The sequence below is a fragment of the Paenibacillus urinalis genome, from assembly GCF_028747985.1.
Taxonomy (GTDB): domain Bacteria; phylum Bacillota; class Bacilli; order Paenibacillales; family Paenibacillaceae; genus Paenibacillus; species Paenibacillus urinalis.
In genome coordinates, this window is sequence record NZ_CP118108.1 from 2,270,934 (window position 1) to 2,294,099 (window position 23,166).

Here is a 23,166-nt window from a genome sequence, read left to right on the forward strand (position 1 = left end):
CCTATGTTAGTTGCTGAGCGTTATGCGGCGATCACTCGGCTTGTTAATGATCGAGGGAGTATTCGAGTATCTGAGCTGAGCAGCTTATGCCAAGTAACAGAGGAGACGATTCGGCGGGATTTGGATCGGCTTGAAAAAGAGGGGAAGCTGAGACGTTCACATGGCGGCGCTGTACGTATAAAGCATATCGATGAACATATCGAAACACCGTACAGTGAACGCGAAGTCACTCGTATGGGGGAGAAACGGCGCATTGCGCTTGAAGCGCTGAAATTTATAGAGCCTCATGAACGGATTCTCCTTGATGCCAGTACGACCGCCTGGTACACAGCCCGGAGCTTACCGAATATCCCGCTTACGGTCCTCACGAATTCCATTCGGGTGGTGACTGAATTGTCCAGCAAAAAGCATATTGAAGTTATTGCTGCTGGCGGTCAGCTTCTGCCTGAATCGATGTCCTTTGTAGGACCGCTGGCAGAGCGCTCTCTGGAAACCTATCACGTGGATAAGCTTTTTTTATCCTGCCAAGGTGTTCATCTAGAGAGAGGCATCAGTGAAATGAATGAACTTCAGGCTAGAGTGAAGCAGAGAATGATTGGAATGTCAGATCAAGTATTCTTACTTGCAGATTCCAGCAAATTCGGTGTCCAGGCGCTTACTCATGTCTCCGGGCTTGATCGAGTACAGCAGATCATTACAAGTCATGATTTGCCAGAAGAGATTTCTAGAACACTTGTAGAGCGTTCAATACATGTCACCCTAGTTTAGTCTTGAGTAGATAAGAGGTGTATTCCAAATGAAGGTCTCTTTATTTATTACGTGCCTCAGCGATGCGATCTATCCGAGGGTAGGAGAAGCAATGGTACGCATACTGGCCCGATACGGTATCAAGCTGGATTTTCCCAAAGTCCAGACCTGCTGTGGCCAGCCTGCTTATAACAGCGGATATTTCGATGAGGCCAGAGCGGCAGCAAGAACGATACTGGATGCTTTTGAGGATAGCGACTTTGTGGTATCTCCATCCGGTTCTTGTACTTATATGGTTCATCATTATTCAAATTTGTTCCAAGATGAGCCGCTAATGCTGGAAAAAGCAAAAAGGCTGGAAGCGAAAACCTATGAGTTCACACAGTTTCTCGTCCATGTGATGGGGATCAAGGATATAGGAGCTGTTTTCCCACACAAGGTGACCTATCACCCCTCTTGCCACGGCAGCCGGCTGCTTGGAGTAAAGAGTGAACCGATGGATCTGCTTCAGGAAGTGAGAGGCATTGATTTTGTGCCCTTGCCTTTTGCCGAGGACTGCTGCGGTTTCGGAGGCACTTTCGCGGTGAAAATGCCGGACATTTCCGGCGCAATGGTTACAGAGAAGGCGGAGCATGTCGTTGAGACAGAGGCTGAGGTGCTTGTCGGACTGGATATGGCTTGTCTAATGAACATTGCAGGTCAGCTGCGTTATCGAAACAAACCGGTACGAGTCATGCATTTAGCTGAGCTGTTGTATGAGGGGGTGAAATCGTCATGATTAGTCCGGGTTCAGCAGGTCCCAAGATTCAGGTGAAGGAGCGTGCCGGTCTTGCGCTCAATGATGAGTTCCTGCGTAAAGCTGTCAAATTTACGACAGAGCGTCTCCGGGGCGGGAAGAAGCTGGCCTCCGAGGAGCATGGGCGATGGGAAGAATGGCGTGAGCAGGGGAGGCAGATCCGGCTGCATACGATCGCCCATTTGGATTATTACTTGAATCTATTCGTGGAGAATGCCCGTGCGAACGGGGTTCATGTTCATTTTGCCGACACGGGAGAAGAAGCCGTCCGTATTGCGCTGCAAATTGCAGAGCACCGTGGTGCCAAGTCCGTCGTCAAGTCCAAATCCATGGTGTCGGAGGAGCTCCATCTTAATCATGCCCTGGAACAGGCAGGAATCGAAGCGATTGAGACCGATCTAGGTGAATACATTATTCAGCTGGCCGGTGAGATGCCTTCGCACATCGTAATTCCCGCGATTCACAAGAACAGATATCAGATTGCCGAGCTGTTGTCCGAAGTTGCAGGAGAAACACTTCCTCCGGATACGACGGTGCTTGCCGGTTTTGTTCGAAAAATATTGCGGGAGCGCTTCCTTGATGCAGATATCGGCATGACAGGCTGCAATTTTGCAATCGCCGAGACCGGTTCCATGGTGCTGTTCGAGAATGAAGGTAATGCCCGAATGGTCAGCACGCTGCCGAAGACCCAGATTACGCTGATGGGAATGGAGCGAATTATCCCATCATGGACGGATCTGGAGGTCATGGCCACATTACTTCCCAGATCAGCGACGGGGCAGCGGATTACAATGTATATGTCCGGTATTACAGGACCGAAGCGGAATGCAGATGCAGACGGTCCAGAGCAAATGCATATCATTATTGTGGATAATGGACGTTCGCTTCAGCTTGGTGATCCCGAATTTCAGGAGCTCCTCAACTGTATCCGCTGCGGTGCATGTCTGAATGCATGTCCTGTATACCGGCACATCGGCGGGCATGCTTATGGAAGTACATACAGTGGACCGATTGGTGCGGTGCTCACCCCTGCACTGAACAAGAATGTGGCTGAATGGGATGACATCGCCAATGCATCAAGTCTATGTGGTGCCTGTTATGAGGCTTGTCCGGTCAAAATTCCTCTGCATGATATGCTGGTATCGCTGCGACGACGCAAAGTAGAGGGCGGACACGGCAACAAGGTCGAAACCGCAGGGATGAAGGCATATGCAGCCGTTGTATCCAAATCGAGCCGGTTCGGCGCGGCGATCAAGACGGGACAAATCGGGCAGAAGCTGGTAGTTAAGAATGGAGAAATTACATTAAAAGCAGGACCGCTAAAAGGCTGGAATTCCTATCGTGTGACACCGTCCTTGGCTAAGAACAGTTTCAGGCAATCCTGGGAACGGATCGAGTCCGAGATCGAGCATGAAGCAGCTGAGATGGAGCCGACTCTTGTAGCAAGACTGCAGGCGATTCTTGATGCCAGACAGGAAAAGGGAGGTCGTAAAGGATGAGCACGGATGAGTCCTGGCTGCGAGAGCTTACAGAGCAGTCCATGAAGAAGCAAGAGCGCTTCATGAACAATATCGCTTCCCGTCTGAAGCGACCGAGACAAACGACGACGCCTGTTCAGCCATTTCGCGGCGCACCGGACTTCTGGTATGAGATGGAGTGGGATGAGCAGGAACGCATGGAGAAATTCACTAGTCATTTCGAGAGTGTAGGCGGACATGTTATCCAGGTGACGAGCTACGTGGAAGCCGGACAATTTATTGCTGACAAAGCCGAGGAGCTTGGAGCCAAGCGTGTCATTACACAGGGACAAGCGGAGCTGAGCGGCTTGGGTTTGGACGAGAGGCTGCCTGCCTTAGATATCTCGACCTGGAATTCAGAGGATAACGTGAACTGGAAGGCCGCAGCGGCAGAAGCGGATTTCGGGGTTGTCATTGCCGATGGAGCGGCTGCTTACACCGGATCCATTCTCGTGAAATCTGCCAGTGACAAAGGCCGATCCGTGAGCCTTCTGCCCACGGTCTGTTTCATTATTATCCCTGTGGAGCGTCTGAAGACAAGACTTGGTGAGCTGCTCGCCCCGCTGGATGAGCTGGGACGGGAGCAGCTGCCGGCAGGTGTACATTTTATTTCTGGACCAAGCCGATCCTCCGATATCGAGAATGAACTGACCATCGGTGTTCATGGACCGGGAATCGTTTATGCGATCCTGATGAGATAAGGAACGAAGGAGCTCATGTAAGCTCATAAGACAAAGCCTGTTCAATGCTCTAGTCATTGACAGGTTTTTTAGTTCTGTCTGGCGCAAGATATTCTTCGAACTAAGCTTCTTAATGTAAATACAAGATGAATAATTAGACTTAGTCAAATATGACCTTATACCTGTTGTAACCCTGTTGAAGAGCGTGATAGGGTAGCTATAAGCATGGAACTTATCATCAGGAGCAAAAATTTTTTGAAAAAGGGAGGATGGGTTTCGCTTTTTTTTACACTAAATTGACCGTTTAACCAGAATGGTCAATCGGTTTCAGAGCTCGAAGAATGTGACTAGTGTCTACTTAGCAAGGCTAAAAAGAAAACGTATATACTTGGAGGGAATGTGGATGTCTGTGTCTGTAAAAATACCTCAGCCCAAAACTTACGGTCCGCTGGGGAATCTGCCTCTGCTAGATGTGCATGCTCCAGTGCAGTCTCTCGTCAAAATTGCTTATGAGCAAGGTCCGATTTTTCAAATACAATATCCGGGCCGCAAAGAAATTTATATCTCGGGTCATGAATATGTCAAGGACGCTTGTGATGAGAAGCGGTTTGACAAGAAGATCTGGGCCCCGCTCCGAAATGTGCGCCCATTTGCCGGCGATGGCTTATTTACGAGTGCTACAGATGAGCCGAACTGGAAGAAGGCTCACAATATTTTGCTATCGAGCTTCAGTCAGCGCGCCATGCAGGGCTACCATAGCAAAATGCTGGATATTGCCGTACAGCTGATTCAAAAATGGGCACGACTCAATCCCGATGAAACGGTTGATATCCCCGCAGACATGACCAGGCTGACCCTGGATACGATTGGATTATGTGGTTTTGACTATCGATTCAACAGCTTCTACCGTGAGGATCATCATCCCTTCATTGATCGTATGGTAAGAGCTCTGGATGAAGGAATGAGTCAGCTCCACCGATTGGGTATTCAGGATCTGTTCATGGTACAGAAGAAGAAGCAATTTAATGAAGATATACAGGGCATGTTTGAGCTGGTTGATAATCTGATCGGGGAACGCAAGGCACACGGAGGTAATGCAGGGGATCTATTGTCTCATATGCTGGAGGGAATCGACCCAGAGACTGGTGAATCGCTGGATCTGGAGAATATCCGGTATCAAATGATCACGTTCTTGATCGCTGGACATGAAACAACAAGCGGACTGCTGTCCTTCGCCATTTATTATTTACTGAAGCATCCTGATAAGCTGAAGAAGGCACGGGAAGAAGTGGATCGCATATTCAAGGATTCCCTTCCAACCTACAATCAGGTTCGCGATTTAAAATATATTCGTATGGTGCTTAACGAAGCACTGAGATTATGGCCGACAGCCCCCGCCTTCTCATTATATGCCAAGGAAGATACGGAAATTGGCGGAAAATATCCGATGAAAAAAGGGGACAGTGTAACGGTGCTCATTCCCAAATTGCATCGTGACGAGCGTGTATGGGGAGTGGATGTCGATAAATTCATCCCAGAGCGTTTTGAGGATCCAAGCAAGGTGCCTCATGATGCCTATAAGCCTTTTGGAAATGGTCAAAGGGCCTGCATAGGACAGCAGTTTGCCATGCAGGAAGCTACCTTGGTGCTCGGCATGGTGCTGAAGCACTTTGATCTGTTTGATTACGCGGATTATCAATTGAAGGTGAAAGAAACCTTGACGCTGAAACCAGAGGATTTCAGGGTCAAACTTCGCAGCCGTGGCATGAACTATATCATGATGGGATCTGGATCTTCTCCTGCAGATCAAGCAGACAGAGTGAGCAAGCCGGCAGAAGCGAGCCACGTACCGACTCATAACACACCGATGCTAGTACTATACGGTTCAAATCTCGGTACAGCCGAAGGGATTGCAAGAGAGGTCGCGGATACAGCTAAATATCAAGGGTTTGATGTAAATATAGCAACTCTTGATGAATACACATCTCGTCTTCCGACGGAAGGAATTGTGTTTATTGTAACGGCATCGTACAATGGTCAGCCTCCATCGAACGCTAAGCATTTTGTAGACTGGCTGGAGCAGGCACCGGCTTCCGAATTTCAGGGAGTTAGCTATATCGTGTTCGGGTGCGGCGACCATAACTGGGCTAGCACTTATCAGCGCGTACCGAGGTTCATTGATGAAACGCTGCATGCAAAAGGGGCCATCCGCTTATTAGATCGGGGTGAGAGCGATGCAAGCGGTGATTTTGAACGGGAAGTGGATGACTTTACGGAATCGCTATGGCCCGATCTAATGCAGAAGCTGCAGATCACGGTCGAAGAATCCATGACGAAGAGAAGGAGCAGTCTATCTATTTCAAATGTAGACGGTGTGGCTGCTGTACCGCTTGCGGAGACCTATCAGGCTTATCCGGCAATGATTACAGGAAGCAGGAACTTGCAGCATCAAGACAGTGGGAGAATAACCCAGCATATCGAGATCGAGCTGCCGGAAGGGATAACCTATCAGGAAGGTGATCATCTGGGGGTACTGGCACAAAATTCAGAGCAGCAGGTAAGCAGGGTACTGAAACGGTTTGGATTAACGGGCTCAAGTCATCTTGTTCTTCATGCCGAAGGACGCAGCAGTGCTCACCTTCCGGTAGGATCGACGGTAAGGCTTGATGATCTGCTCACACATAGTGTCGAGCTTCAGGCACCTGCCACGAGAGCACAGCTTAGAGAGCTTGCTTCGCACACGGTGTGTCCGCCTCATGCCAAGGAGCTCTATGCTCTTCTGGAGGATGACATGTATCAGAATGAAATAAGGGCCAAGCGAATAACCATGCTTGATCTGCTCGAGAAGTACGAGGCATGCGAGCTTCCCTTTGAGAGATTTCTTGAGCTGCTGCCTGCGCTTGTGCCGCGATATTATTCCATATCCAGCTCTCCAAAGCTTCGACCACATACGGCAAGCATCACTGTAAGTGTGGTCCGCGGACCGGCATGGAACGGCAGAACAGAATACAGGGGAGTTGCGTCAAATTACTTGGCAGAGCTTGAGCCTGGCGCGAATATATCTGTGTTTGTACAAACTCCTGAATCTGGATTCCAGCTGCCTGACTCACCAGAGACTCCGATCATCATGATCGGACCAGGAACCGGGGTTGCTCCTTTCCGTGGCTTTATTCAGGCAAGAGATGTATGGAACAAACAAGGGATGAAGCTGGGAGAGGCCCATTTGTATTTTGGCTGCCGTAATCCCGAACACGACTTTCTCTATCAGGAAGAATTCATTTCGGCACAGGAGGAGGGGCTTGTTACACTGCATACGGCTTTTTCCCGGGTGGAAGGCCAGGACAAATGCTATGTTCAACATCTGATTCGACAAGATGCCGATCATTTGCTTAAATTGATAGAGAATGGTGCCAAAATATTCATTTGTGGAGATGGCGTGCGGATGGCGCCTGATGTGGAGAAGACACTTATCTCCAGTTATCAGCGTCATACGCAGTCCAGTGAAGAGCAAGCCGTATCGTGGCTGCAAGGGCTGGAATCCAGCGGCAGGTATGTAAAGGATGTTTGGGCAGGGTAAAAGGTTAAGGATGCCCGCTCTGAAAGGCTTGTCTGTGACGCAGCAGAAGTGCTTGCTGCCGCAGGCAAGCCTTTTATTTTTGAGATGATGTTGGTAGAATTGGGTAGTGTTAAGTACATATTTGATTGAAGGAGGAGTTATATATATGAAAATGATGCCATTGCGTCACAAAGGGATTGATGCTAGTCAGCTGGTGCTCGGTTCCATGTCCATGGGTGGTGGGTGGAACACGAATCCGATCACGCAGGAACATGTGCTTGAAGCAGAGAGAGCCGTTGATGCTGCGCGTGAAGCAGGGATTAATATGTTCGATCATGCGGACATTTACACTTTCGGCAAAGCGGAAGAAACGTTTGGCAAGCTCCTGCAGGCACAGCCCTCTCTCAGGGAAGAGATCATTATACAATCCAAATGCGGCATAAGACTTCAAGACGGTGATCTTCCTGGAAGATATGACTTCTCCAAAGAACATATTTTAAATTCGGTAGATGGCATATTGAGCCGTTTGGGTACGGAATATATTGATATTTTGCTATTACATCGTCCAGATCCGCTTATGGAGCCGGAAGAAATTGCGGAAGCCTTAACGTTGCTCAAATCTGCTGGCAAGGTTCGTCACTTTGGAGTTTCCAATATGAATGTGGGTCAAATTGAATTCTTGCAGCGTTCACTTCCGTATCCGATTATCGTAAACCAACTGCAGATGAGCTTGTCTCACCTTCATTTTGTTGATGAGGTGGTCTTTGTCAATCAAGCGGCTGGAACGAAGGTGAACTTTGGGGCAGGACTGCTGGAGTTCAGTCAGATGCAGGACATTCAGCTTCAAGCCTGGAGTCCACTGTCGCAAGGAATCTTCACAGGGAAGGACGTTTCGGATCAGCCGGAGCATATTCAGGCGGCAGCGAAGCTCGTTCAGGATATGGCAGAAGAGAAGGACACCACTCGTGAAGCGATCGTACTCGGCTGGCTGATGAGACATCCGGCGATGATTCAGCCGGTCATTGGAACGATCAATCCTGAGCGGATTAAAGCGACGGGGGACGCTGTTCGTCAAGGCCAGCTCATGACACGGGATGAATGGTACAAGCTGTATGTTACAGCGAGAGGACCTAGACTGCCGTAAAGAATGAGCTTCATCAGGTCAGCGACGCTGCTATCAAATCGGCATAAGCAGATGTAGTCGCTGCAAGGGAGAGTGGAGTGCACTTGGTATCCAATATAAGTCTGGTTCTATTTCTAATCCTCTCATTGGCTGCCTTGATTATTAGCATTCAGCAGCGGCGAAGAGCGGGAAAAGTAAGATTTAGCGGACTAGGTAAAGAAAATACACTGCTGCTGGTCCTGATCTATGTACTCGGCGGTATTTACTTGATAACGAGTGAAGGATGGCTAAAATACGTTATTTTCTTACTCTCGTTTGTTGTCTATTATTTGGTCAGTCAGTTTTATGTCGGGGAGAACGGTGTTAAGTTTGGCATCCATTTTATTCCTTATGATAAGGTGACAGGATTCAGACCCTATGACGGATCAAATGATGTGACATTATATATTGAAGGTAAATCCAAAGGGATCTATCTCAAGCCCAAAATTGAATACCGCAGCAGTATGATCCAATCGGTGCTGGAAATGAACGGTGTTTCTGAGCAGCAAAGGTGATATCTCTTCTGTAACACAGACAAAGAAGCTGTCCGTAGTGACAGCTTCTTTGTGTTGAATTTATGGTCACTACATCCGAAATCATGTGTAATCTACACCTATAAAACATTCTTATATGACGTATTATATATTGACCATTCCTCATTCGTGACGTAATATATTGGCTAAGTTAGATTTGAAAAAAATGGAAAATATGCATTTGAAAAACAATGAGATGAGGAGAGATCGGATGACGGACCAACGTGTATTCATGTTTAGTGAAGGTAATGCATCGATGCGTGAGCTTTTGGGTGGAAAAGGGGCGGACTTGGCGGAAATGACAAGAGCGGGCTTGCCCGTACCTTATGGTTTTACGATTACAACGGCTTCATGCCGGGATTATTACACGCATCTTGGACATATTCCGCTCTCCCTTATTGAAGAGATTGAAGCCGCACTCGCAAATTTGGAACAGAAGACTGGCAAAATATTCGGCGATCCAGCGAATCCGTTATTCGTTGCCGTACGTTCTGGTGCAGTAACTTCTATGCCGGGGATGATGGATACCATCCTGAACCTTGGCATGAATGACGAGACGTCAGAAGGTCTCGCGACAATTACCGGCAATCGCAAATATGCGCTGGAATGCTATGCCCGTTTTATACAAATGTATGGACATGTGGTGATGGGAATCGAGAATAATGCATTCTCGAAATTACTGCGTCAGCTTAATACTGCTCAAGGGACGGAACATATTGGACAGCTTGAACAAACAGAACTTGTGGAGCTGATCGATAAGTACAAATCACTCATTCATCAGCGTGCTAAGAAACCAATCCCGCAAAATGTAAGAGAGCAGTTAATTGATGCTGTACGCGCGATCTTCCGTTCCTGGTCGAATCCGAGGGCCAAAGTATATCGCAAGGTTCATAAAATTCCAGAGGATCAGGGAACAGCTGTCAGTATTCAGGAAATGGTATTCGGCAATTTGGATGAGTACAGTGGGACGGGTGTGCTTTTTACTCGAAACCCATCCACGGGTGTTCATGAAATTCTGGGGGAGTATTTGCCTTCGGCCCAAGGAGAAGAAGTGGTCATGGGTATCCGTACTCCGTTCGGAATATCGTATCTCGCCCAAACGATGCCAGCCGTTTATGAAGAGCTTCACGAAGCAGCATCCAGGCTGGAAGCTTGGTATGGAGATATACAGGACATTGAATTTACGATTGAGCAAGGCAAGCTGTACATACTGCAGACTCGTGGAGCAAGGCGGACTGCCCAAGCAGCCATGAAAGCAGCAGTCGATTATGCGAAAGAAGGCATTATTACCAAGGAAGAAGCTTTGCTTCGAATTGAGCCTGAGCATCTGAATCAGCTGCTGCATCAATCGATTGAAGCGCAGGATGCGGACAAAGTTGTGGCAACAGGCCTTCCAGCTTCTCCCGGTGCCGTGAGCGGTGCGCTTGTGTTTGATTCCGAAACGGCAGAAGCATGGACTTCTGTGGGCAAAAGAGTTATTTTGGTGCGCAGAGAAACAACACCTCAGGATATTCATGGTGTTATTGCTGCTGAAGGCCTGCTTACACTCCGGGGAGGCATGACGAGCCATGCAGCGGTGGTCGCAAGAGGAATGGGAACGCCCTGTGTGTGCGGCTGTGAAGAAATGGAGCTTCGTGAGGACGCGAAGGAGCTGATCTGTGGGGAATATACCTTCCGTGAAGGAGATCTGATCTCGCTGGATGGGGCAACGGGCCAGGTGTATGCAGGAGAGATCAAGCTGAAGGATCCCGAAATTTCGGAGGAATTGTCTCTTGTTCTAAGCTGGGCGGATGAGATCAAGCAGATGAAGGTATATGCAAATATTGACCAGCCTGGTGATGTAAAATATGCACGCAAATGGGGAGCCGAAGGAATAGGCTTATGCCGTACAGAGCATATGTTCCTGTCACCCTCCAGACTGCCGCTGATTCAGCGGGTCATTGTCGCCGGAAATGCCCAGGAGCGTCAAGAGGCACTATATCGCTTATTGCCGATTCAGCAATCGGATTTTGAGCAGATCTTTACGGAGATGGATGGGCTGCCTGTTACCATTCGTTTGCTGGACCCGCCTCTGCATGAATTTTTGCCGAAGCTTGAAGTACTTGAAGGCAGAAAAGAGCATCTTCGCATGATAACGATGGATGGAGATACCGATGAGCTGGACAAAGTGGAGCGAGTTATATCCAAGGTACAGGAGTTAAGAGAGACGAATCCCATGCTTGGCTGGAGAGGTGCAAGGCTTGGAATAGTATTCCCCGAAATTTATGATATGCAAATAGAGGCAATCTTCCGTGCAGCCGCGAACTGTATAGATCGGGGGATATCAGTTGTACCTGAAATCATGATACCTCTGGTAGGCCACGCCAATGAGCTGTCCACGCTGAGAAGGCTTGTGGATGAAGTGGCGGAACAAGTGCTGAGAGAAAATCTGAGACATTGTCCGTATCGGGTTGGCACGATGATCGAAGTACCACGTGCAGCCTTGACCGCCGCAGAGATCGCGAAGCATGCTGATTTTTTCTCCTTTGGCACAAATGATCTGACACAAATGACGCTCGGCTACAGCAGAGATGATGCAGAACGCAGATTCCTCAGCCAATATATGGAGCAGAAGATTGTTGAAGCCAACCCTTTCGAAGTATTGGATGAGGAAGGCGTCGGTGAGCTGATGAAGCTGGCTCTGACTAGAGGACGTTCCTGGAAGCCTCAGCTTGTGGCAGGATTGTGCGGGGAGCATGGTGGTGATCGAGAATCTATACGTTTCTGTCATCAGATTGGACTGGATTATGTCAGCTGCTCACCGTATCGCGTGCCTTTTGCCCGCATTGCTGCTGCGCAAGCACAAATACGGGAGCGAAATGTGTCAGTGCCTCAGTTTGGCTCAGAGGTAACAAGCACCGCATAATCATGAACACGACTAACAATAATGTAAGCTCATCATCTATTTGTACGGTAACTGGTAATGGGGGCATATTGTGATTGAACTAACAGGAAGACAACAACGCGTTGTAGATATTGTTCAGGAAAGTGCTCCCATTACGGGGGATCAAATTGCTGACCGCTTGTCACTATCCAAGCCGACAATTAGAGCCGATCTTTCCTTACTTGTAATGACGGGTTACTTGTCTGCGAAGCCCAAGGTTGGATATTTTCTCGGCCCTGTTATGTCTGCATCAGACAGGTACTTGACGGAAATAGGCGAAATGAAAGTGAAGGATGTACAGAGTGTACCCGTTGTGGTATATGGACATACCACCATCCATGAGGCCGTAGTGACCTTGTTCTTGGAGGATGTCGGTACACTGCTGGTGATTAACTCAGAGGGCGCACTGATCGGAATTGTCTCTCGGAAGGATCTGCTTAAGGTGACCTTAGGAGATCAGGATATTCGAGAGATTCCGGTCAGCCTGATGATGACAAGAGAGCCGAATATGATATCGGTGTCACCGGAGGATCGAATTATAGATGCTGTTGGAAAAATGGTGTTTCATGAGATCGACAGCTTGCCTGTTATTAAACGGGAGAACAATGAGCTGGTCGGCCGGATATCGAAGACGACGATCGTAAGAGTATTATTTGAGGCGTTTGATTCGGTACACCACGAAGATTGAGTATGAATAAAGCAGCAGGGGGAAAAGAGGATGCATTTCGTCGCCGTTTGTTCAGATTCTCTAGGGGAAACAGCTGACCTTGTTGTAAGAGCCGCACTGCGACAATTTGAGTCATTAAACATTCAGCTGAGACGTTATCCCCAAATCCGCAGTGAAGATGAGATTAGAGAGCTGATGGAAGAGGTTCACCGTAAATCCGGTTTTGTCGCCTATACACTGGTTCAGCCTGAGCTGCGTGAAGCGATCAAAGAAGAATCGGTTCGACTAGGCATTCGAACGGTGGACATCATGGGCCCAATGATGCAGGCCTTTATTGATACGTTCCATGATTCGCCAACACAGCGTCCGGGTGTGCTGCACCGATTGGATGAAGACTACTTTAGACGCGTGGAAGCAGTCGAATTTGCAGTAAAGTGTGACGATGGCAAAGACACAAGTGCCATTGTCAAAGCAGATATTATTCTGCTTGGCGTATCCCGGACCTCAAAAACACCGCTGAGTATATTTCTTGCGCATAAAGGCTATAAGGTTGTCAATTATCCCATCGTACCAGAGATCAAGCCACCTGAACCGTTAAACGAGCCAATCAAAGGTCAAATTGTCGGGTTGACTATGGATGCAGAGCATCTGCTGAAAATTCGCTCAGAACGGCTTAAGGTCATGGGACTACCCAACGGGTCAAAATACGCTTCACTGGCTAGGATCGTTACAGAGCTGGAATATGCTTATGAACTGTTTGATCGGCTGGGATGTCCGGTTATAGACGTAACAGATAAAGCCATTGAAGAGACAGCAGGCATAATATTGGGTTATCTCTAGTGGATACGAAAAAGGTATAGCGCGACCGTACGAATGATTAGTAATAGAGGAATAGATTCAGATGTTATAGGAGCCAAAGGAGCCTGCCCGGGCTTCTTTGTTCTTTGTTCGATATCATTTTTAAAGTTTAGAACGGTGCCTTGATGGGTTACTTAATCACAAGTGGATGTAGAAGGAGATGTAATCGAACATGATTATAAGAGAACAAGCACAGCACTTCATTATGATCGAACAGCATGAGCATGCCAGACTGTCGGGAGAGATTGCCTCCAGACTCTTACCGGAATTGTTTATCAAGGATACATATAAAAAGGACGTTTTGTATGCTATATATGAGCATGACCGGGCTTGGATTCGGGTAGATCAGGTGCCGATATGGAATGACAAGGAGAAGGAGCCTTATTATTTTGTCAATTATCCTTATCCAGTGAAGCTCAAAATGTATCAGGCCGGAATTGAAGAAGTAGAGGAGCACAGTCCCTACGCGGCCTATCTGGTCAGTCATCATTTCACCCAGTTTCCCGATATACAGAACGGGACAGATGAGTTCAGCATCGCTTTTTGTGAAGAGGAGGAGCATAGACAGCAGCGTTTGCGTAGAGCGGCGGCGCCGCAGGAAGCCGAGGTTGTTGACCAGCATTCCCGCCTTCTTGAGTTCTGTGATGATCTCTCCCTCTATGTGTGCATGAATGAACCTGGAGTCACTAAGCAGGAGGAACATCCCTGGTTCAAGAACGGATTGACTCAAGTCAGCACAGCAGATTCTGATGCGCCTTCACTTCAGGCAAAATGGCTGGACAGCCAGACGGTACAGGTGACACCATCCCCTTTTGTCGCACCGTTTCAGACGGAGCTGTCGTATAAGAGAGTATCCAAGCAATGGATTGAAGAAAAGGGATTGAGTGATGCCTGCGAGCAAACGCCGGAAATGAAGCAGACACTGCTTTTTCGATGAGTGCAAGTAAGGATATGAACAATTAAAATAAAAATATCACCGAACAGGAGTGCCTTCATTAAAAGGAAGCTCCTGTTTTTTGTGTGAATCAAACTCACAGCTCATTAAATTAGAACAAAAACAATATAAATGTTATAATGGATCACATATTTCGTAAAAACATTATAAAATTTTAGATTTAGAATGGGGTCAATTCAATTGAAAGAAAAAAAGACAGGGCTGGGTAGGTCTTTATTTGTTATTGTGTTTGTGCTCATGATGGCAAAGCTGACATTATTCCGCTTTTTTGTATTCAGAGACATCTCATGGGACCGCATTGCTGTAGATGCGATAGCTGTTCTGGTCGTTCTATGCTTATGGGAGCTTCTCTTCTCAGGGAGATGGAAGGGAACAGCTTATTGGAGCTTGAACACGCTGTTCTCGATCATTCTGTTTGCGGCAACGATTTATAACGTTCAGTTTGGTTCCATACCGACATATACGACACTGCTTAGTCTGAATCAAGTGCCGCAGGTTGCCTCAAGTATCGGTTTACTGATCGAGCCGAAGCACTTTTGGTTTTTTGCGGACGTCATGGTGATGACGATCTTATGGCTCATATACAGAGTACAAGGTAAACGAAGCGTTTATACGCGACAGCTGTCCCGAATCGGTATTTTATCGGTCGCGGTCATTGGTCTGGTCATGTCTGGTTTGACGATTGCCAAGGATGGTTCGATCGAAAATGAAACCGTTCGTGCCGATGAGCTCGGGTTCCTGAATTATCAGGTGGCACAGGCGATCCTTGCGAATCAGCAGAATAAATTAATTGCTGCCGGTGATATTGAGGAGACGGTTAAGGAGATTAACGAGCACCAAGCCACCTACCCATATCAGCAGCAACCCGAACAAGATGGTGAGGAAACGACGCCAGAAGGATTCGGTGCAGCAAAAGGGAAGAATCTAATTATCGTACAGCTGGAATCATTTCAAAACTTCCCGGTTCGACAGCAGGTAGAGGGACAAGAGGTCACTCCTGTGCTCAATGATCTCATCGAGGAGAGCATGTATTTTCCACATGTATTTCAGCAAATAGGACAAGGCAATACCTCGGATGCTGAATTTATTACGAATACATCAATCTATCCGATTGGGACGATGGCGATGGCAACCGGGTTTGGTGACCGTGTGCTGCCAAGTCTGCCGCGCCTTGTACAGAATGAAGGATATACAGCACAGACCTTCCACGTTAACAATGTGAGCTTTTGGGATCGGAACAAAATGTATCCAGCCCTTCATTTTGATCAATATTTTGATAAGCCATATTTTACAAATGATCAATTTAACGATTTTGGTGCTTCCGATGAAGAAATGTATCGTGTCGGACTTGAGAAGCTGGTGGATCTGGATGCGCAGAACAAGCCGTTCTACGCACATTTTATCGCAACTTCAAGTCATGCGCCTTTCAAAGTACCGCAGGATCGTATGCAAATGGAAGTTCCACAGCAACTGGCAGGCACTGCCTTGGGTGATTACCTGACATCACTGAATTATGCTGATTATGCTCTGGGAACACTTATTGAAGGGTTGAAGGAAGAAGGACTGTGGGAGGACACCATTCTCGTCGTCTACGGTGATCACTTTGGCTTGCAGAATCAGAGCACTTCCCCAGAGCAGGTTGAGGCTGCTCTAGGCGTTCCTTATCATGAACAGATCAGCCGCTTCAATATACCGCTCGTCATTCATGTACCCGGAATGGAAGGAAGTCAGATTGACACGGTTGGCGGACAAATGGATATATTGCCTACGGTCTCGAACCTTCTCGGAATTTCTTTGAAGGATTCGAATTTCACTGCACTAGGACAGGATCTGCTTAATATTGACCAGAATGTCATCGGGATGAGATATTACATGCCGACAGGTACGTTCTTCAATAATGAAGTCATGTTCGTTCCGGGCAGCGGTTTTGAGGATGGACGGGCGATTTCGCTGACGACGCTGGAACCCGTCGCCGATATTTCGAAGTATCGCGCCGATTACGATTATATTATGAAGCTGATGAAGCTCTCGGATGAATATGTGAAGCTGCTTCCGAAGCGAGGATTCTGATATGATAGAAGGACACCGTTAACAATAACGGTGTCCTTTAATTTTGGAGCTGCAATAGAATGGCATTTTACGGTAAGGAAGGGTGAATGAAATTGATCAAATTAAGTGTATTAGAGCATGGCTACATAAAAGAAGGGTTCACGGTTCGCGATGCCTTGAGTGAAGCGACAGAGCTGATTCAATTCACCGAAAGTCTGGGATATCACCGATTTTGGGTTTCAGAGCATCATGGCATGCCAGCACTCTCTTTTTCCAGTCCGGAAGTGATGATCTCGCACTTGGCTTCTCACAGCTCACGCATCCGTGTTGGTTCGGGAGGTATTATGCTGCCCCACTACAGTGCCTATAAAGTGGCTGAGAATTTCCGTCTGTTAGAGGCTTTATATCCGGGCCGGATTGATCTGGGAATCGGAAGAGCTACAGGCGCCATGCCGCTCGCGACAGCAGCTTTAAACGAAGGGAAACGGATGAATTCACAGCAATTTCCGGTCCAAATCGATGATCTGATCGGTTACTTATATGAGGATCTCCCGGAGGATCACCGATATGCTAACCTGAAGGCCATTCCGCTGATCGACAGTGTCCCGGAGCTGTGGGTGCTCGGATCAAGCAGTGAAGGAGGAAAGATCGCGGCAAGACATGGCGTTTCCTACTCGTTTGCTCAATTCTTTGGTGTACCTGGAGGAGAAGAAGCGATTCATCATTATAAAGCCGGGTTCGAGCCTTCCATCGTGAGGGATACCCCGCGAACGATGATTACCATTAGTGTGATTTGCGCAGATACGGAGGAGGAAGCGAAGAGCCTTGCTTCAAGCAATCAGCTCTATTTTCTTGCGTTGATGCGAGGTGCACAGCTATCCGGCTTCCCATCGGTGGAGACATCGCTTCAATATCCTTATACCGCAGTAGAGAAGGAGCAGATTAACAGCAGGAGGCATCTCAGCATTGTGGGTGATCCAGAGCAGGTGAAGAGAGGAATACTCCGCATCAGCGAGTTTTATAATGTAGACGAAATTATGATTGCATCTGCTATCCACGATTTTGAAGCAAGGAAGAGATCATTTCAGCTGATTGCGGAAGTGATGAGGGAAGGGGAAGAATAAATTGATCAAGAACGAAAAAATTAAAGCAGCTGAAGTAGAGGTTACCGGCATAGATGGGGAAGATCTCGGTGTGATGAAGACCGCCGAAGCGCTCGCACTAGCCAAGAAGCTAAAGGTAGATCTGGTATGCACATCACTCATGAGCAGTCCTCCGCCATGCAGGCTAGTTGGAGCGGGAGCTGCCAAGCAGGAAGCAGCGGCCGAGAAGCGTAAGAGCCGTGAGCCGAAGATCAAAGAGATCCGTCTGACTCCTCATATCGAGGAGCATGATTATGATACGAAGAAGACTCAAATGGAGCGTATCCTTAAATCTGGTGATATAGTGAAGCTGGTTGTGAAGATTCAAAAGAAAGAAGGAGATCTGGCGAAATCACTTCTTGAGGGCCTTATACGTGATTTGAAGGAATTCGGCACGCCAAAGACGGGAATTCAGCTTAGCGGCAAACAGGCAGTCGTTGAATTAATGCCATAAAAAATATTTTTTTAAAACAAGGTATAAACATTGGAATACAATTCATTTAACGATATAATCGTATAGGGAAATACATCCTAACTGGATGCTCACACATGATGACAACAACATATTAACGGAGGTCTCAATAAAATGGGGAAAACATTGATTTTTGGACACAAAAATCCGGATACGGACACGATCTGTTCTGCAATTGCCTATGCTGATCTTAAGGTTAAGCTGGGTCTTGAAGCAGAAGCCGTTCGTCTTGGAGAAGTAAATGGTGAAACACAATTTGCTCTCGATTTCTTCAACGTGGATGCACCGCGTCTTGTAGAGACTGTAGCAAATGAAACAAACAGCGTTATTCTGGTTGACCATAACGAGCGTCAACAAAGCGTAAGTGATATTGATCAGGTTCAAATTACAGAAGTTATTGATCACCACAGAATTGCCAATTTCGAGACAAGCCAGCCGCTGTACTATCGCGCAGAGCCAGTGGGCTGCACTGCAACGATTCTTAACAAGCTGTACAAAGAGAATAATGTGGAGATTACGAAACCGATTGCGGGTCTGATGCTGTCTGCTATTATTTCAGATTCTCTCTTATTTAAATCACCGACATGCACAGAGCAGGATATTGCTGCAGCCAAGGAACTGGCTGAGATTGCAGGTGTCGATGCCAGCGTGTACGGTCTTGATATGCTCAAAGCAGGTGCTGATCTTAGCAAAAAATCCGTTCCTCAGCTCCTTACGCTTGATGCGAAGGAATTCTCAATGGGTGAGTTCAAGGTTGAAATTGCACAAGTCAACACGGTGGATGTCAACGATCTGCTTGTCAAACAAGCGGAGCTTGAGGCTGTCATTTATCAAACCATTGCTGAGAAAAATCTCGACCTGTTCGTATTCGTAATTACAGACATTCTTAACAATGACTCTGCTGCGATTGCACTTGGACACAAGGCTGAGGCAGTTGAGCGTGCATACAATGTTCAGCTCGTGGACAACAAGGCACTTCTGAAAGGCGTTGTTTCCCGTAAATCTCAGATCGTTCCTGTACTGACAGAAGCATTGTCATAATCATATGCTCCAATACAAAAGGGTTGTTCTAATTGCAGTTATACTGCATTAGGACAACCCTTTTTATCTTATGAAGAGCTCTGCTGTAATCTCTACAGCTGGAAAGCTCTGCACACATTAAGTGCGCATCCCGTAATGACTGCGTCTTCCTTAAGCTTCCCTTTTGAGAATAAGGGCTCATCTCTTGGATGATAGAAGGTATTCTTCTTAGCGATATGCGTTGCTGTATCGAAGTATAGTGCATTGTAATTGACCAAGGTTCCACCTAATATAACGATCTCCGGATGAAACATATTAATCAAATTGGCTAGCCCTATACCAAAATAAACGGCGGACTGCTCAAATATTTCCCGTGCAAAAGGATCTTCTGCGTCCAGTGCTTTGAGAAGATGCTCAAACTGGATTCGATCGGGAGACAATGAGCTGAGTACGGGACCGAGGGCTCTACCGGCCTTGGCCTGTGAACGTGCCGTCCTCTCAAGCGCTTGAATGGAGGCGTATGCCTCTAGTGCTCCATAATTGCCAATAGGACCGAGCCGCTGACCATCGATTTGCACGATCATTTGACCGATGGAGCCTTCTGTATCCACCGTACCATGCACGATTTGGCCCTGAGACATAATAGCAGATCTGAGGCTCACTCCGGCATGAACATAGAGTGCATGCTGAATACCTTGATCACGCATCGCCCAGGCTTCTCCGATAAGTGCAGCGTTAACTCCGTTCTCAAGATAAGCCTTCCAGCCTGTGGCAATCTCAAACTGCTGACATATGGGAATATTACGCCAGCCAGGTGCTGGAAAGTATAATGGATCGAGAATAATCCCCCTGTTTCGATCGACAGGTCCGACTGCACCAATACCCATACCTAATATTTGTGAAGGCTCCAGCTGATGATCCTTGAGAAAGCTCCTCATGTGACCGGAAGCAAATTCTACAAACCGCTCAGGCGTCATCGATTCATCCATCCGCCAGCGCATCACCGATTTCGGATTCATTGCCATGTCAAACAGACCGAGTGTGGAAGAGAACCGGGAAATTTCAAGGCCAAATATGTATTGGTAATCAGGTTCAATCTGATAGAGAATGGGGCGACGTCCTCCACTGGAGACGCCGAGGCTTGCCGCCTGAATAAGACCTTCGCTTGTCATCTCTTCAAGCAGGCGGGTAAGTGTACTACTCGTTAGTGAAAAAGCATCTAATAGTTCAGCCTTGGAAATAGGACCATGCTCAGCAATCCAGGAATAAATTAATTTTTTGTTTGATTGTAATACAGGTTCTTTTTTGTTCATGAACGTCGCTGCTCCAATGAATAAGATTATTTTTCACTACAGATATGATAACGATTATAACTCAGCCTTGAGCCAAAGACCATTGACTAACCTCCAAAATGAAAAAAGTGATATGATAATTAAATTGAGGCGGTATGGAGATTATTACGAATTTTTAAATAGAAAGAAGTGACACGAAACGATGCAGAATAATAGCTGCTGTTCAGCCAGTAGATCTTCACACCCGCTGCATAGTGCAGCAGATATTCAAGCACAGTTCAAACAGGACACGAATCCGTCCTCTTCAGCCATCATTCATAAGAATTGGGTGGATATTCCGGCAGGATCTTTTGATATGGGGACGAATACGTCAGAAGGTTTCCCAAGTGATGGAGAAGGGCCTGTTCGAGAGGTATACGTGGATTCCTTTCGTATGTCAGCCTATACTGTAACAAATGAACAATTTCGACAATTTATCGAAGCCACGGGTTATGTAACCGAGTCCGAGAGATATGGCTGGTCTTACGTATTCCATCTCTTTGTCTCTGAGGAGACCAGACAGCAGGTCCGAAGCACACCTCAACAAGTGCCATGGTGGTATGTCGTAGAAGGAGCAGATTGGAAACGGCCAGAGGGACCCGATTCAAGCATAGTGGACCGGCTTAACCATCCGGTTGTACATATCTCTTGGAATGATGCCGTGGCTTACTGTGCCTGGTCTGGAACCAGACTACCAACAGAAGCGGAATGGGAGTATGCGGCACGGGGCGGATTGAAGCGGAAGACATATCCTTGGGGCGATTTGCTCAAGCAGGATGGAAGGCATATGTGTAACATCTGGCAGGGAAAGTTCCCCGTCAAAAATAATGCAAGCGACGGCCATATTGGCACCGCTCCTGTGGACTCCTATGAGCCAAATGGATATGGATTATATAATGTTGCAGGTAATGTGTGGGAATGGTGTGCAGATTGGTTCAGCCCGGGATATCATCGAGAAACATCAGCGGATAACCCGCTATACCATAGGGAAACGGGCAGAAAGTCAATGCGCGGCGGTTCCTATCTGTGTCACCGGTCATATTGTAACCGTTACCGGGTCGCGGCCCGGAGCAGCAATACGCCAGACAGCTCAACAGGAAACTTAGGTTTTCGCGTTGTCCAACTCTAATAAATACGGCAGCCCTAAGTATTCATAGGGCTGCCGTATTTGAGTAATCTCTGGAATATACTCTAGCCTACCGCTTGTGGGGTCAATTCCAGCTCAAGCTCCTCGGGAGCTTTTTTGAATTCAACCTTCTTGACGCGGTTGCGGCCTACTTCTTTGACAGTGAAGATCATTCCTTCGTGATAATGGGTATGGCCGACCTTGGGATTCATCAGGATCGTGAACAGCCAGCCGCCAATCGTATCGGCGGTTTCTAGATCGAAGTGGAGGCCTGTGAGGTCGGCAATTTGATCCAGCTGAATTTTGCCGTCCACAATATAATGCAATTCTCCGATTTGTTCGATCTCCTTACGCTCCTCGGAGTCAAATTCATCCCGAATTTCACCGACGATTTCTTCAAGAATATCCTCAATAGTGATGAGTCCAGCAGTACCGCCGAATTCATCAACAATGACGGCCAGGTGAACCTGTTCTTTTTGCATTCTCTTTAAGAGCTCATTCACAGGCGTTGCTTCTGAAACAGATAGTACAGGGTGCATGAACTGCTTCAGATCAAACGCTTCATTCTCTCTATAATTCAGGAACATTTGCTTCGTATTAATCATGCCTACGATCTGATCCTTCCCTTGGTGGGCAACAGGAAAGCGTGTATATTGTTCTCTGCGGATAATACTCATGTTCTCTTCAAGTGAATTGTTCGTATATAAGCAGACCATGTCGGTACGAGGAATCATGATCTCCTTGGCAAGCTTTTCGTCAAAAGCAAATATACGGTTTACATATCCATATTCCGTATTGTTAATTTTACCGCTCTGGTAGCTCTCGGATAATATAATTTGTATTTCTTCCTCCGAGTGTGCATCCTCGTGTTCCTTCACCGGCTGTAGACCAAACATTTGAACAAGCTTGTTAGCAGAGCCGTTAAGCAGCCAAATAAACGGATACATCATCTTATAAAACAGCATAATCGGTCCAGCAACGATGAACGTGATCGCTTCGGCTTTTTGGATCGCCATCGTCTTCGGCGCAAGCTCACCGACAACAACATGTAAGAATGTAACGATCATAAACGCAATAATGAAAGAGAAGAGATGGACCAGTTCATCGGGAGCACCCAGGCGTGCAAACAACGGTTCAATCATAATCGCGACGGTTGGCTCACCTAACCATCCAAGTCCTAATGCGGTAATGGTAATTCCAAGCTGACAAGCGGATAAATAACCATCCAGATTCGTGGTTACCTTCTGTACGGCAAGGGCGCCTCTGCGTCCTTCGAGCACCAGCTGGTCGACACGGCTCGGCCTGAGCTTAATAATCGCAAATTCCGTAGCGACGAAGAATGCGGTTAGTACAATGAGTATTGCAAACACTAATAAATTCGGTCCTATACCCATTAGAGTTCTTCACAATCCTTTATAATAAATTTTAGGTTCATATGAACTAATATACCGAACTTATCTTGTGATTATCAATGGTCTGTAGGGTTAATAATAGACCGTGTAGGCTTAATTTGGCCCTAATAGGAAGTTAGACGCCAAATTTCCTTAATCAGACCTCTCTTTACAAGGTCATACGTTGGGCGTAATATAAATCCATGTGATTTTTAACAAACATTTAACACACAAGGGAGGT

18 protein-coding genes are annotated in these 23,166 nt (G+C 47.1%); 16 read left to right on the top strand and 2 right to left on the bottom strand.

Annotated features, from left to right (window positions below; translation table 11 throughout):
• Positions 1-3: 3 nt before the first annotated feature.
• The 15 genes from PUW25_RS10590 (at position 4) to PUW25_RS10660 (ending at position 19,098) form a co-directional block, all read left to right on the top strand.
• Positions 4-768: a DeoR/GlpR family DNA-binding transcription regulator gene (locus PUW25_RS10590; protein ID WP_047909546.1), complete on the top strand. Its 765-nt coding sequence runs from the start codon at positions 4-6 to the stop codon at positions 766-768.
• Between the two features lie 28 nt (positions 769-796).
• On the top strand, positions 797-1,525 hold the full coding sequence (locus PUW25_RS10595; protein WP_274336986.1) for a (Fe-S)-binding protein: 729 nt from the start codon (positions 797-799) through the stop codon (positions 1,523-1,525).
• Positions 1,522-3,042, top strand: a complete 1,521-nt coding sequence (locus tag PUW25_RS10600; protein WP_274336987.1) for a LutB/LldF family L-lactate oxidation iron-sulfur protein — start codon at positions 1,522-1,524, stop codon at positions 3,040-3,042. The genes PUW25_RS10595 and PUW25_RS10600 overlap by 4 nt, the downstream gene beginning before the upstream one ends.
• Positions 3,039-3,761: a LutC/YkgG family protein gene (locus tag PUW25_RS10605; protein ID WP_274338604.1), complete on the top strand. Its 723-nt coding sequence runs from the start codon at positions 3,039-3,041 to the stop codon at positions 3,759-3,761. Before PUW25_RS10600 ends, PUW25_RS10605 begins: the two co-directional genes overlap by 4 nt.
• 382 nt (positions 3,762-4,143) lie before the next feature.
• Complete coding sequence (locus PUW25_RS10610; protein WP_274336988.1) at positions 4,144-7,317, top strand: bifunctional cytochrome P450/NADPH--P450 reductase; 3,174 nt, start codon at positions 4,144-4,146, stop codon at positions 7,315-7,317.
• 145 nt (positions 7,318-7,462) lie between these two features.
• Positions 7,463-8,440, top strand: a complete 978-nt coding sequence (locus PUW25_RS10615) for an aldo/keto reductase (protein ID WP_274336989.1) — start codon at positions 7,463-7,465, stop codon at positions 8,438-8,440.
• An 83-nt stretch (positions 8,441-8,523) separates the two neighbouring features.
• Positions 8,524-8,973 (top strand): hypothetical protein, encoded by a 450-nt coding sequence (locus PUW25_RS10620; RefSeq protein WP_274336990.1) that lies wholly within the window; start codon positions 8,524-8,526, stop codon positions 8,971-8,973.
• A 229-nt stretch (positions 8,974-9,202) separates the two neighbouring features.
• Positions 9,203-11,896, top strand: coding sequence for a pyruvate, phosphate dikinase (gene ppdK / locus PUW25_RS10625; protein ID WP_274338605.1), 2,694 nt, complete (start codon positions 9,203-9,205; stop codon positions 11,894-11,896).
• Positions 11,897-11,966: 70 nt separating this feature from the next.
• Positions 11,967-12,602 (top strand): helix-turn-helix transcriptional regulator, encoded by a 636-nt coding sequence (locus PUW25_RS10630; protein ID WP_274336991.1) that lies wholly within the window; start codon positions 11,967-11,969, stop codon positions 12,600-12,602.
• A gap of 30 nt (positions 12,603-12,632) precedes the next feature.
• Complete coding sequence (locus PUW25_RS10635) at positions 12,633-13,421, top strand: pyruvate, water dikinase regulatory protein (RefSeq protein WP_047909537.1); 789 nt, start codon at positions 12,633-12,635, stop codon at positions 13,419-13,421.
• Positions 13,422-13,611: 190 nt separating this feature from the next.
• Entirely contained in the window at positions 13,612-14,376 is a 765-nt protein-coding gene (locus tag PUW25_RS10640) for a DUF3891 family protein (RefSeq protein ID WP_274336992.1), read from the top strand.
• Positions 14,377-14,574: 198 nt separating this feature from the next.
• Positions 14,575-16,464 (top strand): LTA synthase family protein, encoded by a 1,890-nt coding sequence (locus tag PUW25_RS10645; protein WP_337999934.1) that lies wholly within the window; start codon positions 14,575-14,577, stop codon positions 16,462-16,464.
• Positions 16,465-16,556: 92 nt separating this feature from the next.
• Complete coding sequence (locus tag PUW25_RS10650) at positions 16,557-17,567, top strand: LLM class flavin-dependent oxidoreductase (protein ID WP_274338287.1); 1,011 nt, start codon at positions 16,557-16,559, stop codon at positions 17,565-17,567.
• Between the two features lies 1 nt (position 17,568).
• Positions 17,569-18,039 carry a translation initiation factor IF-3 gene (gene infC, locus PUW25_RS10655; RefSeq protein ID WP_274336993.1) on the top strand — a complete coding sequence of 157 codons (471 nt, stop codon included), beginning with the start codon at positions 17,569-17,571 and terminating at the stop codon, positions 18,037-18,039.
• A 132-nt stretch (positions 18,040-18,171) separates the two neighbouring features.
• Positions 18,172-19,098: a manganese-dependent inorganic pyrophosphatase gene (locus PUW25_RS10660; protein ID WP_047909533.1), complete on the top strand. Its 927-nt coding sequence runs from the start codon at positions 18,172-18,174 to the stop codon at positions 19,096-19,098.
• A 92-nt stretch (positions 19,099-19,190) separates the two neighbouring features.
• Here the strand turns inward: PUW25_RS10660 and PUW25_RS10665 are convergent, their stop codons facing one another.
• Entirely contained in the window at positions 19,191-20,390 is a 1,200-nt protein-coding gene (locus PUW25_RS10665) for an ROK family transcriptional regulator (protein ID WP_274336994.1), read from the bottom strand.
• A gap of 334 nt (positions 20,391-20,724) precedes the next feature.
• Here PUW25_RS10665 and PUW25_RS10670 point away from each other — a divergent pair, with 334 nt between their 5' ends.
• Positions 20,725-21,537, top strand: coding sequence for a formylglycine-generating enzyme family protein (locus PUW25_RS10670; RefSeq protein WP_476641289.1), 813 nt, complete (start codon positions 20,725-20,727; stop codon positions 21,535-21,537).
• 62 nt (positions 21,538-21,599) lie between these two features.
• Here the strand turns inward: PUW25_RS10670 and PUW25_RS10675 are convergent, their stop codons facing one another.
• Complete coding sequence (locus tag PUW25_RS10675) at positions 21,600-22,928, bottom strand: hemolysin family protein (RefSeq protein WP_274336996.1); 1,329 nt, start codon at positions 22,926-22,928, stop codon at positions 21,600-21,602.
• Positions 22,929-23,166 lie beyond the last annotated feature (238 nt).

Coding starts and splice junctions, on each gene's coding strand:
- PUW25_RS10615 (WP_274336989.1), top strand. CDS start 7,463: ATGAAAATGATGCCATTGCGTCACAAAGGGATTGATGCTAGTCAGCTG.
- PUW25_RS10605 (WP_274338604.1), top strand. CDS start 3,039: ATGAGCACGGATGAGTCCTGGCTGCGAGAGCTTACAGAGCAGTCCATG.
- PUW25_RS10590 (WP_047909546.1), top strand. CDS start 4: ATGTTAGTTGCTGAGCGTTATGCGGCGATCACTCGGCTTGTTAATGAT.
- PUW25_RS10660 (WP_047909533.1), top strand. CDS start 18,172: ATGGGGAAAACATTGATTTTTGGACACAAAAATCCGGATACGGACACG.
- PUW25_RS10670 (WP_476641289.1), top strand. CDS start 20,725: ATGGGGACGAATACGTCAGAAGGTTTCCCAAGTGATGGAGAAGGGCCT.
- PUW25_RS10675 (WP_274336996.1), bottom strand. CDS start 22,928: ATGGGTATAGGACCGAATTTATTAGTGTTTGCAATACTCATTGTACTA.
- PUW25_RS10610 (WP_274336988.1), top strand. CDS start 4,144: ATGTCTGTGTCTGTAAAAATACCTCAGCCCAAAACTTACGGTCCGCTG.
- PUW25_RS10665 (WP_274336994.1), bottom strand. CDS start 20,390: ATGAACAAAAAAGAACCTGTATTACAATCAAACAAAAAATTAATTTAT.
- PUW25_RS10600 (WP_274336987.1), top strand. CDS start 1,522: ATGATTAGTCCGGGTTCAGCAGGTCCCAAGATTCAGGTGAAGGAGCGT.
- PUW25_RS10635 (WP_047909537.1), top strand. CDS start 12,633: ATGCATTTCGTCGCCGTTTGTTCAGATTCTCTAGGGGAAACAGCTGAC.
- PUW25_RS10640 (WP_274336992.1), top strand. CDS start 13,612: ATGATTATAAGAGAACAAGCACAGCACTTCATTATGATCGAACAGCAT.
- ppdK (WP_274338605.1), top strand. CDS start 9,203: ATGACGGACCAACGTGTATTCATGTTTAGTGAAGGTAATGCATCGATG.
- PUW25_RS10595 (WP_274336986.1), top strand. CDS start 797: ATGAAGGTCTCTTTATTTATTACGTGCCTCAGCGATGCGATCTATCCG.